The sequence below is a fragment of the Thiomonas bhubaneswarensis genome, assembly GCF_001418255.1.
Taxonomy (GTDB): Bacteria; Pseudomonadota; Gammaproteobacteria; order Burkholderiales; family Burkholderiaceae_C; genus Thiomonas; species Thiomonas bhubaneswarensis.
The window spans coordinates 235,495-249,021 of record NZ_LIPV01000002.1 but is presented as its reverse complement, the minus strand read 5'-3'; the positions used below and the strand labels follow the sequence as shown (position 1 = coordinate 249,021).

Here is a 13,527-nt window from a genome sequence, read left to right as displayed (position 1 = left end):
CCGCATGTTCAGCCACGGTTGCCTCCGCCGATCTTCACGCCGTTCTCGACTTCGGGCAGGTTGCTGGTGACGATGGTGTCGTCAGGGTTCAGCCCGGCCTGAATCTCGACATCTGCCCCCATCTGCGCGCCCAGCCGAACCAGGCGGAAATGGGCGATGCCGTCCTTGTCGACGACGAACACGCCGGTCATGCCGGCACGGTCGACCACGGCACTCTGCGGCACGCGCAACTGCGGCGAGCTGCCCACGGCAAAGCCCACGCGCACGAAGCTGCCGCTGTCGAGCCCGGCGTCCGCAGGCAGGTCGATTTTCACCGTGTGGGTATGGCTCATCGGGTCGGCCACGGGCACGGCCTGGGCGATGGTGCCCTGCAGCGATTTGCCGTTGGCCAGCACCTGCACCTTGTCACCGACCTTGATCTTGTCGAACACTTCGCCGGGCACCTGGGTGGTGACCTGCAGCTTGCCCTGCCCTTCGATCACCAGCACCGGGCGACCGGGCGCGGCCAGATCGCCCTGGTTGGCCATTTTCTGCACCACCACCCCGGTGATGGGCGAAGTGACCGAGGAATAGCGCATCTGCGCCGCGGCGGTGTTGTACCCGGCCTGAGCCGCGGCCACTTGTTCCTGCGCCACCTGGTAGCGCAACTGGATCTGATCCCACTGCTGCTTCGGAATGGCCTGCTCCTTGTAGAGATTGCCGAAGCGCTCGTAATCGCCCTTGGCATTGGCCAGATTGGCCTGCGCCTGCGCCAGCCCGGCACGCGCCTGCGCCACCTGACCCTGGATATCGGTCGGGTCCACCTGGAACAGCAGTTGTCCGGCCTTGACCGTCTGGCCCTCCTTCACCGACAGGGTGCGGATGTAGCCCATCAGCCTGGACGCCACCTGCACCTGGTTGCTCGACATGACCGTGCCCGACAGCAGGGTGAGGTTCTGCTGATCGCTGGAAGCGAGTTTGAGGGTTTGCGCCGCCACCACGCGGGGTGCAGCGGGGGTTTGCGCCGTGTCGGTCTGGTGGCCGCAGGCCGAAAGCAGGGCCGTGGATAGCACGAGGGCCAGTGGCGCACGGCGCAGCATGGGCAGGACAGGATGGGTCATGGCAGTCAGAGGGTAAAAATCAGAATCTTGTGCACGAACGAGAAGGGGTGTAGCGCGGCGCGGCCACCTTCAGGGTTTGGCGGGCGCGTCGCCAGCCGCACTGCCCGAGGCGGGCGCGGCGGTGGGAGCCATCGGCTGCGTGGCGTCCAGCGTGAGATCGCCCAGCGCCAGCCGCAATGCGGCTCGCTGCATGTTCACCTGCTGGCGGGCCATGATGAGGTCGGCGCGTGCTTTGTCGAGCTGCGCCTGCGCCCCCTGCACTTCCACCAGCGTGCCCACGCCGTCGGCATAGCGCTTGTTGACGATGCGCGCGGCCTCTTCGGCCTGAGTGACGGCAAGCTCGCGGGTCTTGACCTGGTTGGCGGCGTCGAGCGCCTTGCGGTAGCTGTCTTGCACCTGCATGCCGAGCTGGTTTTGCGCGGCCTGCAGCTTGGCCTGCAGCTCCATGCGCTGCGCCACGGCCTGATCGACCGCGTTCTGCGTCACGCCACCGTCGAAGATCGTCCAGTTGAGCTGGGCGCCCACGGTGTAGCTGCGCGACTCGAAGCCCAGCCGGGGATCGTTGGTGTCGAAGCGCGCCATCGCACCGACCTGCGGATAGCGGTCGGCGCGCGCGACCTCGATCTTGCCATTGGCCGCAGCAATCTGGTGCTGCAAGGCCTGGATCTGCGGGTTACGTTCCATCGCCTGCCCCACCCAGGTACTCGGGTCGCCCTGAGGCATGGTCACGGCAACCTCGGGGCCCAGGGTGATGGGCTGATCGAGCGGCACGCCGAGCACCACATGCAGCGCGTCCATGGCCTGCGATTCCATATTGGCGGCCTGATCCTGCTGCAGCTTCACGTCTTCCTGACGCACCTGCGCCGACAGCAGATCGCTCTTGATCACCACGCCCTGCTTGAGCAGGCTGTCCACGGTCTTGACCTGGCTCTGGGCGGCTTCCAAAGCCTTGGCCGCCACGCCCTTGAAGGCTCGCGCCGTGTAAACCCCGTCATACGCCTGCAGAGCGTGGTAGATGATCTGCTGCCGGGCCGCCTGGTCGCCCGACTGCGCCGCCATCAGCATGGAACGCGCCTGCTGCAGATAGCCTTGCAGTTTGCCGCCGGTGTAGAGCGGCAGTTCGGCCTGGATGCGAGTATTAAAGTTGTTGACCGATCCGGGATAGTTCAGGTTGTCGGGCGCCACGCCGAGAGACTGCGGGCCGAGAAACTGATTGGCCCCGAAATCGTTGAACGTCGCCTGCCGCTGTGACAGCTTGATGCCAAAGGCGTTGAGCGCATCGTTCGTGCGGGTGACACCGGCCGATACCGTGATCTTCGGCAACCGTGAGCCCTCGGCTTGGGCGATGCCTGCCCGGGCCTGCGCCATCTGCGCCTGAACCCCGAGCAGCTCCGGGTTCTGTTTGAGGGCGATGTCCACCGCCTGGCGGAAATCCAGCGTCTCGGCCTGGGCCAGTGCCCATCCACCCATGATGTAGAGACAAGCGCTCGTCAGCAGCCCGACGCGCACACGCCGGGGCAAGGAAACCATCATTGTCCAGCTCCGCCAGAAAGAGGAAAGTCAAACAAACGGGAATGCGCGAGGCGCGGTCCGGAACTCGCTTGGCCCGGGCCACCGCCCCTTGACCTTGGGTCGGTTTTCGAGGATAGCCTTCTGATCCGCCCAGGTCACGCGATATATACAGGACGGAGTATATCAATACCCATGGGGGTATATGAATTCCCGCCTTTCACTGGGGAACTTTGTCGCCGGACTGCGACAACCGTTGTCCGGTCAGGCCGTAGGCTGCGGCGCCTTGATGGTTTTGAGCGCCTGCGCGCTTTCCTTCAGCGCCCGGTCGATGAAGGCGCCGTAGAAATCCGCCGTCGGGGCACCGGTGATGCGTTCCCCGATTTCCTTGCCGCCAGGCCCAAAGAACAGCACGGTCGGCGCGAGCTTGATGCCGTACTGCTTCGCCAGCAGCACACCCGAGGTGGGCTTGCCGTCGAAGCCGATCACCTCGGCGCGATCGGTGATTTCGATCTGTCGCACCACATAGCCCTCCTTGGCGAGGAACTGATACTGCGTGCGCCGCAGCTTTTCGCAGAACGGGCAGTTGGGAAGACTGAACATGACGATCAGGGGCTGGTCCTTGACCGCGGCCTTGAGTGCGCTCTGCTGCAGGTTACGCACTGGCGGCAGGGGCGTTTCCGCCCAGGCCACACCGGTCATCCAGGCCAGAAACAAGGCCACCGACAAGGCCGCCACCCAGCGCAAGACACGCTTTCGCCCGACCCGAAGCACGTCCGCCTGTCGGCTCTGTCCAGATTGCGCCCAACCGTTCCACACCACCATACTGCCCCCTCGAAGGTCGAGTCACGGGATAATGATGGCATGTTATTCACAGCTCGATACCCAGCGGCGGCGTCGGTGATCCGGTACTCCACCCTGTCGCTCGCCGCCGCGGCGCTCCTCAGTGCCTGCTCCCCCGCCCTCGACTGGCGGGATGTACGCCCGAAAGACATCAACATTCTGTTGACCTATCCGTGCAAAACGGAGCAGATCGCGCAGGACGTGGTGCTCGCCGGCCAGAAGGTCAATATGAGCATGACGGGCTGTGTCGCCGACAAGATGACCTTCGCCCTCGCCCACGCCCAGTTGCCCGACCCCGCCCTGGCGGCCAAGGCGCTGGGGCAATTGCATCAGGCTGCCATCGGCAATGTGCACGGCAAGGTCACGCATTCCGCGCCCGACATCCCCAAGAACGCCACGCCCGGACTGCCCGACTCGCTGGACCTGCGCATCGACGGTCAGACGCCCGACGGCAAACCGGTGCGCGAGCGCGTGCTACTTTTCAGTCAGGGCAACAGCGTCTATCAGATTACGGCGTTCGCGCCGACCCCGGATTTCAAGGATGAGGCCGCGCAAACTTTCGTCGAATCCGTGAATTTGTCGCCTACGCCCTGAAAACCGGCGACCTATCATGCGCTACAAGATCCCTCGTCGGTAACACCGTATGCCCGGTCTTTTCATCGTCGCCCATGCCCCACTGGCCAGCGCACTGCGAGAGTGCGCGAGCCATGTGTACGCCGGGTGTCCGCAAAGACTTCTGGCCTTCGATGTCGCGCCCGATGCGCCCGTCGAGGCTGCCGCGCAGGATGCGCTTGTGGGTTTGCGCCAGGCCGCCAGCGATGGCAGCGCGTTGCTGCTCGTCGACGTTTTCGGCGCCACGCCCAGCAATATCGCGCAGCGGCTGACTGAACTGGCAAGTGATCTCAAGCTGAAAATCGTGGCGGGGGTCAATCTGCCCATGCTGCTGCGATCCGTGTGCTATCAAAACGAATCGCTTGAGGCGCTCGCCGCCCGCGCCACTGCAGGTGCCATCCAGGGCGTCATTCAAATCTCCGCGAGCGCGCCGCAACAACAACCGCTTCGCAGCCCTTCTCATGCCGCAACGCACCATTCAAGTCAGCAATAAGCTCGGCCTGCACGCTCGCGCGTCGGCCAAACTCACCAAGCTCGCAGGTCAGTTTTCCTGCGACATCTTCATCTCCAAGGGCTCGCGCCGGGTCAACGCCAAGAGCATCATGGGGGTGATGATGCTGGCTGCGGGCATCGGCTCCACGGTCACGGTTGACGCCGAGGGCGATCAGGCCGACATCGCGCTCGACGCTGTGCAGGCCCTGTTCGACGACAAATTCGGCGAAGGCGAATAAGGCCCCAAGAACGCCCCGGCTTTACATATCTTCACCCTCGCGAGACCTGGGGGCAAACGCCGGCTCGCAAAATGGATTCATCGTCACTTCCTTCACAAGGACTGCCATGAATCCTCAAATCTCAACCTCTCCGGCAACAGCATCCACCGCGCCGTCGCGCCTGCGCCGTGCCCTGGGCATGCTCGGCACCATGCTGGTCGTCACCGTCGCCAGCCACGCCGCCTTGGCGGCCGCCCAGACTCCGCCCCCTCCCCCGCCCGCCCCCATGGCGCAGGGCGGCCCGGGCATGGGCGGCAAGATGGGTCACTGCGGCCCAGACAGGCACGGCGAACGCGGCATGCAGCGCATGCTGGCCAAGGCCGGTGTCAGCCCCGAGCAGCGCGAGAAAATACGCGCTCTGCAAAAGCAATCCTGGGAAAAGGCACGCCCCGAAATGATGCAGATGCGCGAACTGATGCAGCAACGCATGAAGCTGCTGGCCGCGCCCACCATCGATCGCGGCGCCCTCGAAGCGCTGCGCGACAAGCAGATGGCCCTGGCCAATCAGCTCTCGCGCGACCGCACCCAGACCCAGTACGAGATGGCGCAAATCCTCACCCCCGAGCAGCGCGCCAAGCTCTACGCCATGATGGAACAGCGCATGGAACGCATGAAGCACCACCGCGGCCCGATGGGCGAACCCGGCAAGGGCCCGATGGGCGGGCCGGGCATGATGCAATAAGCTGGTCCCAGCAAGAGGCAGGCCGCCGCGGCGGCCTGCGTGTCATTCCAGAATGGGCCGCCCCATGACGCCGCTCTCTCGTACCACGCCAAGCCAACTTCTGCTGGTCGAAGACGATCTTCGTCTGGCGCAACAGGTCAGCGATTTTCTGCACAGCTCCGGCTGGCAAGTCACCCACGCCGCCAACGCCGCGCAGGCCGATGTCGCCCTGGCTCCCCGTCGTGGCGAAGCCCCGACCTTCGACGCCCTGGTGCTCGATCTGATGCTGCCCGACGGCGACGGCCTGGACATCTGCCGACGCCTGCGCACCCACAGCGATCTGCCCGTGCTCATGCTGACCGCGCGCGGCGACCCGTTCGACCGCGTGGTGGGACTGGAGATCGGCGCTGACGACTACCTCACCAAACCGTTCGAGCCGCGTGAGCTGCTGGCGCGGTTGCGCGCCATCACCCGTCGGCGGGCGGGCAGCCTGTCGCCGCACGATCCACAGGCCGAGCAGGTTCTGCGCTTCGGCCGACTGGAAATCGACCCCGCCGCGCGCCAGGCCCGCATCGACGGCGAAGAACGGCAGATGACCGCCTACCAGTTCGACCTGCTGCAGGTGCTCGCGCGCCACCCGGGTCGGGTGCTGACGCGGGAATTTCTGCTCGGTGCGGTCAAGGGCGAATCGCTCGAAGCCTTCGACCGCTCCATCGACGTGCACATCAGCCGCATCCGCGCCGCCATCGAGGACGACCCGCGCCACCCGCGGCGCATCCTCACGCTGCGCGGCGCGGGCTATGTGTTCACCAAGTCGCAGGACGGGCTTTGACCATGGCCGCATCCGGTGCTGCATCCCGGCTGTGGCAGCGTCTGTGGCTGGCGCTCATTCTCGCGCTGCTCGCACAGGCGCTGGTGTCGGCGCTGCTGTTTCACTGGCTGTTTTTCTCCGATCCCCACGAAGCCGAAATCCGCCGCGCGATGTTCCGCGCCCTCATGGCGGCGCAGGGCATTCAGCCCTCGCCCTGGCGGCATCTGCTGCTGTCGCCTTTCACCAGCACCGTGCTCACCGCGCTGGTGGTCAGCGCCGTGACCCTGCCGCTGATGCGCCGCCTCACCCACCGCCTGGAAACCCTGCAGCAAGGCGTGCAGGCGCTGGGTGAAGGCGATCTGAGTGCTCGCGTGGCGGTGCAGGGCCGCGACGAGGTGGCCCAGCTCGCGCAGAGTTTCAACACCGCCGCGTCCCGCATCGAGGCTCTGATGCGAAGCCACAAGTCGCTGCTGGCCTACACCTCGCACGAATTGCGCACTCCGCTCACCCGTTTGCGCCTCAGCCTGGAAACGCTGGCCGGGCCTGCCCCCGTCGCCGCGCGTCAGGTGGCCGCGCGCGCGGCCAAACAAGACCTGGCCGAGCTCGACGCGCTGATCGACGACATCCTGCTGTCGAGTCGGCTCGATGCCGCGCCTGGTAAGTCGGTTCACCTCGAAGAGCTCGACCTTCTCGCTCTGGTGGCCGAGGAGGCCGCACGCTTCGACGTCGAGGTGCACGGCGACTGGATCACTCTTCAGGGCGACGAACGCCTGCTGCGCCGCGCGGTGCGCAACCTGCTCGACAACGCGCAGCGGCATGCGCCGGGCAGTACGCCGCAGGTCAGCCTGAGCGCCGTGGAGGGCGGAGGCATCATCCGCGTCTGCGATCAGGGCCCGGGCGTTCCTCCCGCAGACGCGCAGCGCATTTTCGAGCCCTTCGAGCGCCTGGGCGAACGCGGTGATGGCACCGGCCTGGGGCTGGCTCTGGTGCGCCGCATCGCCAGACAACATGGCGGCGAGGCCCGCTGCCTGCCCCGCCCTGGCGGCGGCAGCTGCTTCGAGATCTGGCTGGGCCGCAAGCCCTGATTGGCGCAGATCTTGCTAGGACGATGATGCTCGGCAGACCGGCTTCGGCTGCCGACGTGGTTGGATTTTTGACTACCATGCTTGGCCGGTTGCGAGAAGCCGCGGCAGAACCTAGGGCCCTTCGTTCTGCCGTGGGCGGACTGCCGCCGCTGGCATACCTCTCTCAAGAAAACGCAGGGCCGCCCCAAGTTTTCTTGACCCCCACGGGGGGAGGGTCGGCGAGCCGACCCTGGGGGCGCTTAAAACATCGCAGTTCACAACTTCCGAGGACAACATCATGACGTTCACGCTTCGCAACTTCGCTTCGCCCCGCCGTCTGGGCGCACTCGCAGGCTTGGTGGCGCTCGGCTCGGTCTTCAGCGCCAGCGCATCCGCAGCCTCCATCGCCCTGCCGGAAAAGTACAAGGCCCAAGGTCACCTGACCATCGCTGCCGACGCGACCTACGCGCCGATGGAATTCATCGCCAAGGACGGCAAGACCGTGGTCGGCGCCGACGTCGATCTGGGCAAGGCCATCGCCAAGGAACTCGGCGTGAAGGCCGACTTCGTCAACGCCAGCTTCGACAGCATCATTCCCGCGCTGCAGTCGGGCAAGTACGACATGAGCATGTCCTCGTTCACCATCACCAAGAAGCGCGAGGAAGTGGTGGACTTCGTCAGCTATATGACGGCGGGCACTTCGTTCTACGTCAAGTCCAAGGGCGGCCCGAAGGTCAATGGCCTGGCCGACCTGTGCGGCATGACGGTGGCCGTCGAGAAGGGCACCACCCAAGCTGACGACGCCGCCAAGCAGGGCAAGGAATGCGTGGCTGCGGGCAAGAAGCCCGTGACCGTTTCGGTCTTCCCCGACCAGAACGGCGCCAACTTGGCGATCGCCAGCGGCCGCGCTCAAGTGGGCATGGCCGACTCCCCGGTTGCGGCCTGGATCGTCGAGGAATCGCGCGGCCAGTTCAAGCTCACCGGCGAGCCCTACAACTCCGCGCCCTACGGCATCGCCATTCCGAAGAACAGCGGCCTGGCCGAGCCGGTGCTGGCCGCGCTGAAAAAGGTCATGGCCAGCGGTGAATACGCCAAGATCCTGCACAAGTGGGGCATCACCCAGGGCGCGATCAAAGACCCCGCCATCAATCCGGCCGCGCAGTAATGTCGCCTTGCTGGGCGCGGCCTGCGGGCCGCACCCAGCTAATTTCAACGCTTCAACATGATGCGACCTGACGACATCAAAGCCATTCCGGCACGACACCCTGGGCGCTGGATCGCCGCTGCCGCCGTTTTCCTCCTGGCTTTGACCATGGCATATTCCTTCACCACCAACCCTCGATTCGAGTGGTCGGTCGTCGGTGAATATTTCTTCTCCGTACGTGTGCTGCAGGGCCTGCTGCTGACGCTCGAACTCACCGTGATCTCGATGCTCATCGGCGTGGCGCTGGGTGTGCTGCTGGCGGTGATGCGGCTTTCGCACAACCCGCTGGTGTCGGGCGCGAGCTGGTTCTACATCTGGCTGTTCCGCGGCACCCCCGTGCTGGTTCAGATCTTGTTCTGGTTCAACATCACCGCGCTCTATCCCAGCATCGGCATCGGCTCGTGGAGTTTCGATGCCAACAATCTGATCACCCCCTTCATCGCCGCCATTCTGGCGCTGGGCCTCAACGAGGGCGCCTACATGGCCGAGATCGTGCGCGCCGGCATTCTGTCGGTGGACGAAGGCCAGAGCGAGGCCGGGGCAGCGCTGGGCATGTCGCGGCTGCAGATCATGCGGCGCGTGGTGCTGCCTCAGGCCATGCGGGTCATCGTGCCGCCCACCGGCAATGAGGCGATTTCGATGCTCAAGACCACCTCGCTGGTCAGCGTCATCGCCGTGACCGATCTGCTGTACTCGGTGCAGCTGATCTACGCGGCCAACTACCGCACCATCCCGCTGCTGCTGGTGGCCAGCATCTGGTATCTGCTGGTGACCACGGTGCTGTCGATCGGCCAGTTCTACATCGAGCGGCATTTCGGCCGCAGCGCCACCCGCAAGACGCCCGCGACGCCGCTGCAACAACTGCGCGCATGGGTCGCCCGCCGGAGGGCCACGGCATGAGCCAGGTCATGGTCAAGGCCGAGGGCGTGCACAAGCGCTTCGGCGCCCTCGAAGTGCTCAAAGGGGTGTCGCTCGACGTGCAACGCGGTGAAGTGGTCTGCCTGCTGGGCGCCTCGGGCTCGGGCAAATCCACGTTTCTGCGCTGCATCAACCACCTCGAAAAAATCGACTCGGGGCGGCTGTGGGTCGATGGCGAACTCGTCGGCTACCGCCAGGTGGGCGACCGCCTGCATGAACTGCGCGATCACGAAGTCTGCCGCCACCGCGCCGAAGTCGGCATGGTGTTCCAGCGCTTCAACCTATTCGGACATATGACGGCGCTGCAGAACATCATCGAGGCTCCCATCCATGTGCGCAAGATGCCCAAGGCGCAGGCCGTGCAGCGCGCGCACGAACTGCTGGCCCGCGTCGGTCTGGCCGATCGGGGCGACGCCTATCCCAACCAGCTCTCGGGCGGACAGCAGCAGCGCATCGCCATCGCCCGCGCGCTGGCGATGAGCCCTAAGCTGATGTTGTTCGACGAGCCCACCTCGGCGCTCGATCCCGAACTCGTCGGCGAAGTGCTCGACGTCATGAAGTCGCTGGCGCGTGACGGCATGACCATGGTGGTGGTCACGCACGAAATGGGTTTCGCCCGCGAGGTGGCCGATCGGGTGGTGATGATGCATCAGGGCCAGATCATCGAATCGGCTCCGCCCGAGCAGTTTTTCGGCGCACCGCAACACGAGCGCACGCAGCAGTTTCTGTCCAAGATTCTGTGAACCTCCCCGCCCCATTACTGGGGCGGTGGACATGCGCCATGGCAACTTGCCCTGTTGCATTTGGCACCAGACCGATTAGCATCGTTTCCGTTTGTAACAAATCGTTCACGGAGATCCATCATGGTCAAAATGCCGCATGCCGTTTCCCGCCGCCGCGCCATCGCCATCACGGGAGGTGCTGCCTTGCTCGTGCCCATGGCACTGCGCGAAGCCTTCGCCGCCGAGTACATCACCATTGCCACGGGCGGTACCAGCGGGGTGTATTACCCGCTCGGCGTGGCGCTGTCGCAGATCTATGCCAAGGCAATTCCCGCAGCAAAAAGCTCGGTGCAGGCCACCAAGGGCTCAGTGGAAAACCTCAACCTGCTTGAAGCGGGGCGCGCCGAGCTCGGCTTCTCGCTGGGTGATGCGCTCTCCGATGCCTGGAAGGGCGAAGCCGACGCGGGTTTCAAGGCGCCGCTGAAAAAACTGCGCACCATGGCGGCGATCTATTCCAACTATGTCCAGATCGTCGCCCGGGCCGACTCGGGCATCAAATCCCTGGCCGACCTGAAGGGCAAGAGCATCTCCGTCGGCGCCCCCAAGAGCGGCACCGAACTCAACGCCCGTGCGATTTTCAAGGCCGCCGGGTTGAGCTACAAGGATTTTTCCAAGGTGGAATACCTGCCTTTCGGTGAGTCGGTCGAGCTGATGAAAAACCGCCAGCTCGACGCCACCCTGCAGTCGGCCGGGCTAGGCGTGGCGTCGCTGCGCGATCTGGCCGCATCGCAAAAAATCGTGGTGGTGCCGGTGCCCGATGACATCATTGCCAAGGTGGGCGATCCGGCGTATCAAAGCGGCGTCATTCCCGCCAATACCTACGAGGGACAAACCAGCGCGGTGCCGACGGCACGCATCCAGAACTTCCTGGTCACCCGTGAGGGTCTGAGTGACGATCTGGTCTATCAGATGACCAAGGCCATGTTCACCCACCTGCCCGAGCTGGTGGCCGCGCACGCGGCCGCCAAGGGCATCAGCCTAAAGGATGCCCCACTGAACTCGCCGGTACCGCTGCATCCGGGCGCGGCCAGGTATTACCGCGAGGCGGGCGTACTGAAGTAAGCCTTTGCGCTGCACCACCTCGTCTTGCCCAGGCCCGCTGTGCGCGGGCCGTTTTGCACCGACTCACCCCCATTGCCGCGGCGCTCACGAGGCCGTCGCCGCAACGCCAGAAGTCCAGCCATGAGCGCCACCGCCGACGATCTGATCCACACCTCCTCCGAGCCGCACGCCGACAGCGGTCACCAGCGCAGTCTCTCCGGTCTCGCCCAGCGCACGGTCATGGCGGCGGCGCTCGCCTTTTCGGCCTATCAGCTCGTCGTGGCCGCCTTTCACCCGCTGTCGAGCCTGGTGATGCGCTCGCTGCATGTCGGCTTTCTGATGTTGCTGGTGTTCTGGGTGGTGCCGGCGCTCAAGCGCGAGAGCTGGATGCACCGCATTCCGTGGTTCGACTGGCTGCTGGGCGCCGTGGCCTTCGGGCTCGGGCTGTATCACTGGATCTTCGAGGCCGACCTGATCCAGCGCAGCGGCGACCCGACCACGACCGACCTGTGGGTCGGCGCCGCCGTCGTGGTGTTGCTGTTCGAGGCCGCGCGCCGCAGCCTGGGCCTGGCGCTGCCCCTGGTCTGCGCGGCCTTTCTGCTCTACGGCCTGTTCGGCCAATACCTGCCCGACGCCATCAGCCACCGCGGCTACGGGCTGGACCAGATCATCAACCAGCTCTATCTCGGCACCGAGGGCATCTACGGCATTCCCACTCTGGTGTCGGCCACCTACATCTTCCTGTTCATTCTGTTCGGGGCGTTTCTCGAACATGCCGGCATGATCCGGCTGTTCAACGCCCTGGCGCTGGGGCTCGTGGGCAAGGCGCGAGGCGGTCCGGCCAAGGTGGCGGTCATGTCTTCGGGCCTGATGGGTACGATCTCCGGCTCGGGCGTGGCCAATGTGCTCACGGTAGGCCAGTTCACCATTCCGCTGATGAAGCGCTTCGGCTACTCGCCGGTCTTCGCCGGGGCGGTGGAGGCCACGGCCAGCATGGGCGGACAGATCATGCCGCCGGTCATGGGCGCGGTAGCCTTCATCATGGCCGAGACCCTCAACGTGCCGTATGCCGACATCGTCAAGGCCGCCGTCATTCCGGCCGCGCTGTACTACCTCACCGCGTTCTGGATGGTGCATCTGGAGGCGGGGCGCAAAAAGCTGCTCGGCCTGCCTGCCGACCAGATCCCGAACCCCTGGCGGGCGCTGAAGGAGAACTGGCATCTGGCCCTGCCGCTGGCGGTACTGGTGTGGATGCTGTTCCACGGCTTCACCCCCATGTTTGCCGGCATGATGGGGCTGTCGCTCACCGCCATCCTGCTGCTGGGCGCGGCCATCGCCGCCCGCATGTCGCACACGGCGTTCCGCATGGTGTTCTGGTTTGCGTGCGGACTGGGCGCAGCGGCGTTCCTGCGGTACGGCATCGTCCCCGTGCTGGGGGTCATTGCCGCGCTGGTGGCCGTCAACCTGCTGATCCAGGGTGGACGCCAGACGCTGCGCGTGTTGCGCGACAGTCTGATCGACGGTGCCCGGCAGGCCCTGCCCGTGGGCATCGCCTGCGCCATCGTCGGTGTGATCGTCGGCGTGCTCACCCTCACGGGCGCGGCCACCAGTTTTGCCGGCTTCATCGTGGACATCGGCGCGCACAGCCTGCTGCTGTCGCTGCTGCTCACCATGGCGGTATGCCTGGTCCTGGGCATGGGCATTCCCACCATCCCCAACTACATCATCACCAGTTCGATCGCCGCGCCCGCCCTGCTCAAGCTGGGTGTGCCGCTGATCGTCAGCCATATGTTCGTGTTCTATTTCGGCATCATGGCCGACCTCACGCCGCCCGTGGCCCTGGCCGCATTCGCGGCCGCCTCGGTGGCCAAGGCCTCGCCCATGCGCATCGGCTTCAAAGCCACGCAGATTGCGCTAGCTGGCTTCGTCGTGCCGTATATGGCCGTGTATGACCCGCAGCTCATGCTGCAGGGCGACTGGACCTGGCTGGGCGTGACCTATGTGACGGCCAAGGCCGTGCTGGCCATTGTGTTGTGGGGCGCGGTGGCCGTGGGCTATCTGCGCGGACCGATGTCGGTGCCCGAGCGCCTGCTGGCGTTCGCCGCGGCCGCCATGCTGATCATGGCGCTGCCGATGACCGATGAAATCGGCTTCGCCCTGGCCGCGGTCGTGCTGCTCTGGCACGGCCTGCGCACACGTGCGCAGCGCTGAA

14 protein-coding genes are annotated in these 13,527 nt (G+C 65.4%); 11 read left to right on the top strand and 3 right to left on the bottom strand.

All coding sequences use genetic code 11. The features are described from left to right. Positions 1-8: 8 nt before the first annotated feature. The 3 genes from ASC45_RS03730 to ASC45_RS03720 all read right to left on the bottom strand — a co-directional run bounded on the left by ASC45_RS03730 (position 9) and on the right by ASC45_RS03720 (position 3,434). Complete coding sequence (locus ASC45_RS03730; RefSeq protein ID WP_055449686.1) at positions 9-1,100, bottom strand: efflux RND transporter periplasmic adaptor subunit; 1,092 nt, start codon at positions 1,098-1,100, stop codon at positions 9-11. Positions 1,101-1,169: 69 nt separating this feature from the next. After that, entirely contained in the window at positions 1,170-2,633 is a 1,464-nt protein-coding gene (locus tag ASC45_RS03725) for a TolC family protein (protein ID WP_055449685.1), read from the bottom strand. A gap of 240 nt (positions 2,634-2,873) precedes the next feature. Further along, positions 2,874-3,434, bottom strand: a complete 561-nt coding sequence (locus tag ASC45_RS03720; protein WP_082454224.1) for a thioredoxin family protein — start codon at positions 3,432-3,434, stop codon at positions 2,874-2,876. Between the two features lie 39 nt (positions 3,435-3,473). Here ASC45_RS03720 and ASC45_RS03715 point away from each other — a divergent pair, with 39 nt between their 5' ends. The 11 genes from ASC45_RS03715 to ASC45_RS03665 all read left to right on the top strand — a co-directional run bounded on the left by ASC45_RS03715 (position 3,474) and on the right by ASC45_RS03665 (position 13,526). After that, positions 3,474-4,046: a hypothetical protein gene (locus tag ASC45_RS03715; protein ID WP_055449684.1), complete on the top strand. Its 573-nt coding sequence runs from the start codon at positions 3,474-3,476 to the stop codon at positions 4,044-4,046. Between the two features lie 49 nt (positions 4,047-4,095). Beyond that, positions 4,096-4,557 carry a PTS sugar transporter subunit IIA gene (locus tag ASC45_RS03710; RefSeq protein WP_055449683.1) on the top strand — a complete coding sequence of 154 codons (462 nt, stop codon included), beginning with the start codon at positions 4,096-4,098 and terminating at the stop codon, positions 4,555-4,557. Further along, on the top strand, positions 4,526-4,795 hold the full coding sequence (locus ASC45_RS03705; RefSeq protein ID WP_055449682.1) for an HPr family phosphocarrier protein: 270 nt from the start codon (positions 4,526-4,528) through the stop codon (positions 4,793-4,795). The genes ASC45_RS03710 and ASC45_RS03705 overlap by 32 nt, the downstream gene beginning before the upstream one ends. A gap of 106 nt (positions 4,796-4,901) precedes the next feature. Continuing rightward, positions 4,902-5,516, top strand: coding sequence for a Spy/CpxP family protein refolding chaperone (locus ASC45_RS03700; protein WP_055449681.1), 615 nt, complete (start codon positions 4,902-4,904; stop codon positions 5,514-5,516). 64 nt (positions 5,517-5,580) lie between these two features. After that, complete coding sequence (locus tag ASC45_RS03695; RefSeq protein WP_055449820.1) at positions 5,581-6,327, top strand: response regulator; 747 nt, start codon at positions 5,581-5,583, stop codon at positions 6,325-6,327. A gap of 2 nt (positions 6,328-6,329) precedes the next feature. Then, a complete protein-coding gene (locus ASC45_RS03690; RefSeq protein ID WP_055449680.1) occupies positions 6,330-7,391 on the top strand; it encodes a HAMP domain-containing sensor histidine kinase in 1,062 nt (353 codons plus the stop codon). Positions 7,392-7,668: 277 nt separating this feature from the next. Beyond that, a complete protein-coding gene (locus tag ASC45_RS03685) occupies positions 7,669-8,535 on the top strand; it encodes an ABC transporter substrate-binding protein (RefSeq protein ID WP_055449679.1) in 867 nt (288 codons plus the stop codon). Between the two features lie 147 nt (positions 8,536-8,682). Further along, positions 8,683-9,474, top strand: a complete 792-nt coding sequence (locus ASC45_RS03680) for an amino acid ABC transporter permease (protein ID WP_245609941.1) — start codon at positions 8,683-8,685, stop codon at positions 9,472-9,474. Beyond that, positions 9,471-10,235 (top strand): amino acid ABC transporter ATP-binding protein, encoded by a 765-nt coding sequence (locus tag ASC45_RS03675; RefSeq protein ID WP_055449819.1) that lies wholly within the window; start codon positions 9,471-9,473, stop codon positions 10,233-10,235. The genes ASC45_RS03680 and ASC45_RS03675 overlap by 4 nt, the downstream gene beginning before the upstream one ends. Before the next feature lie 120 nt (positions 10,236-10,355). After that, positions 10,356-11,336, top strand: a complete 981-nt coding sequence (locus ASC45_RS03670; RefSeq protein ID WP_055449677.1) for a TAXI family TRAP transporter solute-binding subunit — start codon at positions 10,356-10,358, stop codon at positions 11,334-11,336. Between the two features lie 120 nt (positions 11,337-11,456). Next, a complete protein-coding gene (locus tag ASC45_RS03665) occupies positions 11,457-13,526 on the top strand; it encodes a TRAP transporter permease (protein WP_055449676.1) in 2,070 nt (689 codons plus the stop codon). Position 13,527: the final 1 nt, after the last annotated feature.

Bases quoted from the DNA above. Each gene is read 5' to 3' on its own strand.
- ASC45_RS03730 (WP_055449686.1), bottom strand. From the start codon at position 1,100: ATGACCCATCCTGTCCTGCCCATGCTGCGCCGTGCGCCACTGGCCCTC.
- ASC45_RS03725 (WP_055449685.1), bottom strand. From the start codon at position 2,633: ATGATGGTTTCCTTGCCCCGGCGTGTGCGCGTCGGGCTGCTGACGAGC.
- ASC45_RS03720 (WP_082454224.1), bottom strand. From the start codon at position 3,434: ATGGTGGTGTGGAACGGTTGGGCGCAATCTGGACAGAGCCGACAGGCG.
- ASC45_RS03715 (WP_055449684.1), top strand. From the start codon at position 3,474: ATGTTATTCACAGCTCGATACCCAGCGGCGGCGTCGGTGATCCGGTAC.
- ASC45_RS03710 (WP_055449683.1), top strand. From the start codon at position 4,096: ATGCCCGGTCTTTTCATCGTCGCCCATGCCCCACTGGCCAGCGCACTG.
- ASC45_RS03705 (WP_055449682.1), top strand. From the start codon at position 4,526: ATGCCGCAACGCACCATTCAAGTCAGCAATAAGCTCGGCCTGCACGCT.
- ASC45_RS03700 (WP_055449681.1), top strand. From the start codon at position 4,902: ATGAATCCTCAAATCTCAACCTCTCCGGCAACAGCATCCACCGCGCCG.
- ASC45_RS03695 (WP_055449820.1), top strand. From the start codon at position 5,581: ATGACGCCGCTCTCTCGTACCACGCCAAGCCAACTTCTGCTGGTCGAA.
- ASC45_RS03690 (WP_055449680.1), top strand. From the start codon at position 6,330: ATGGCCGCATCCGGTGCTGCATCCCGGCTGTGGCAGCGTCTGTGGCTG.
- ASC45_RS03685 (WP_055449679.1), top strand. From the start codon at position 7,669: ATGACGTTCACGCTTCGCAACTTCGCTTCGCCCCGCCGTCTGGGCGCA.
- ASC45_RS03680 (WP_245609941.1), top strand. From the start codon at position 8,683: ATGGCATATTCCTTCACCACCAACCCTCGATTCGAGTGGTCGGTCGTC.
- ASC45_RS03675 (WP_055449819.1), top strand. From the start codon at position 9,471: ATGAGCCAGGTCATGGTCAAGGCCGAGGGCGTGCACAAGCGCTTCGGC.
- ASC45_RS03670 (WP_055449677.1), top strand. From the start codon at position 10,356: ATGGTCAAAATGCCGCATGCCGTTTCCCGCCGCCGCGCCATCGCCATC.
- ASC45_RS03665 (WP_055449676.1), top strand. From the start codon at position 11,457: ATGAGCGCCACCGCCGACGATCTGATCCACACCTCCTCCGAGCCGCAC.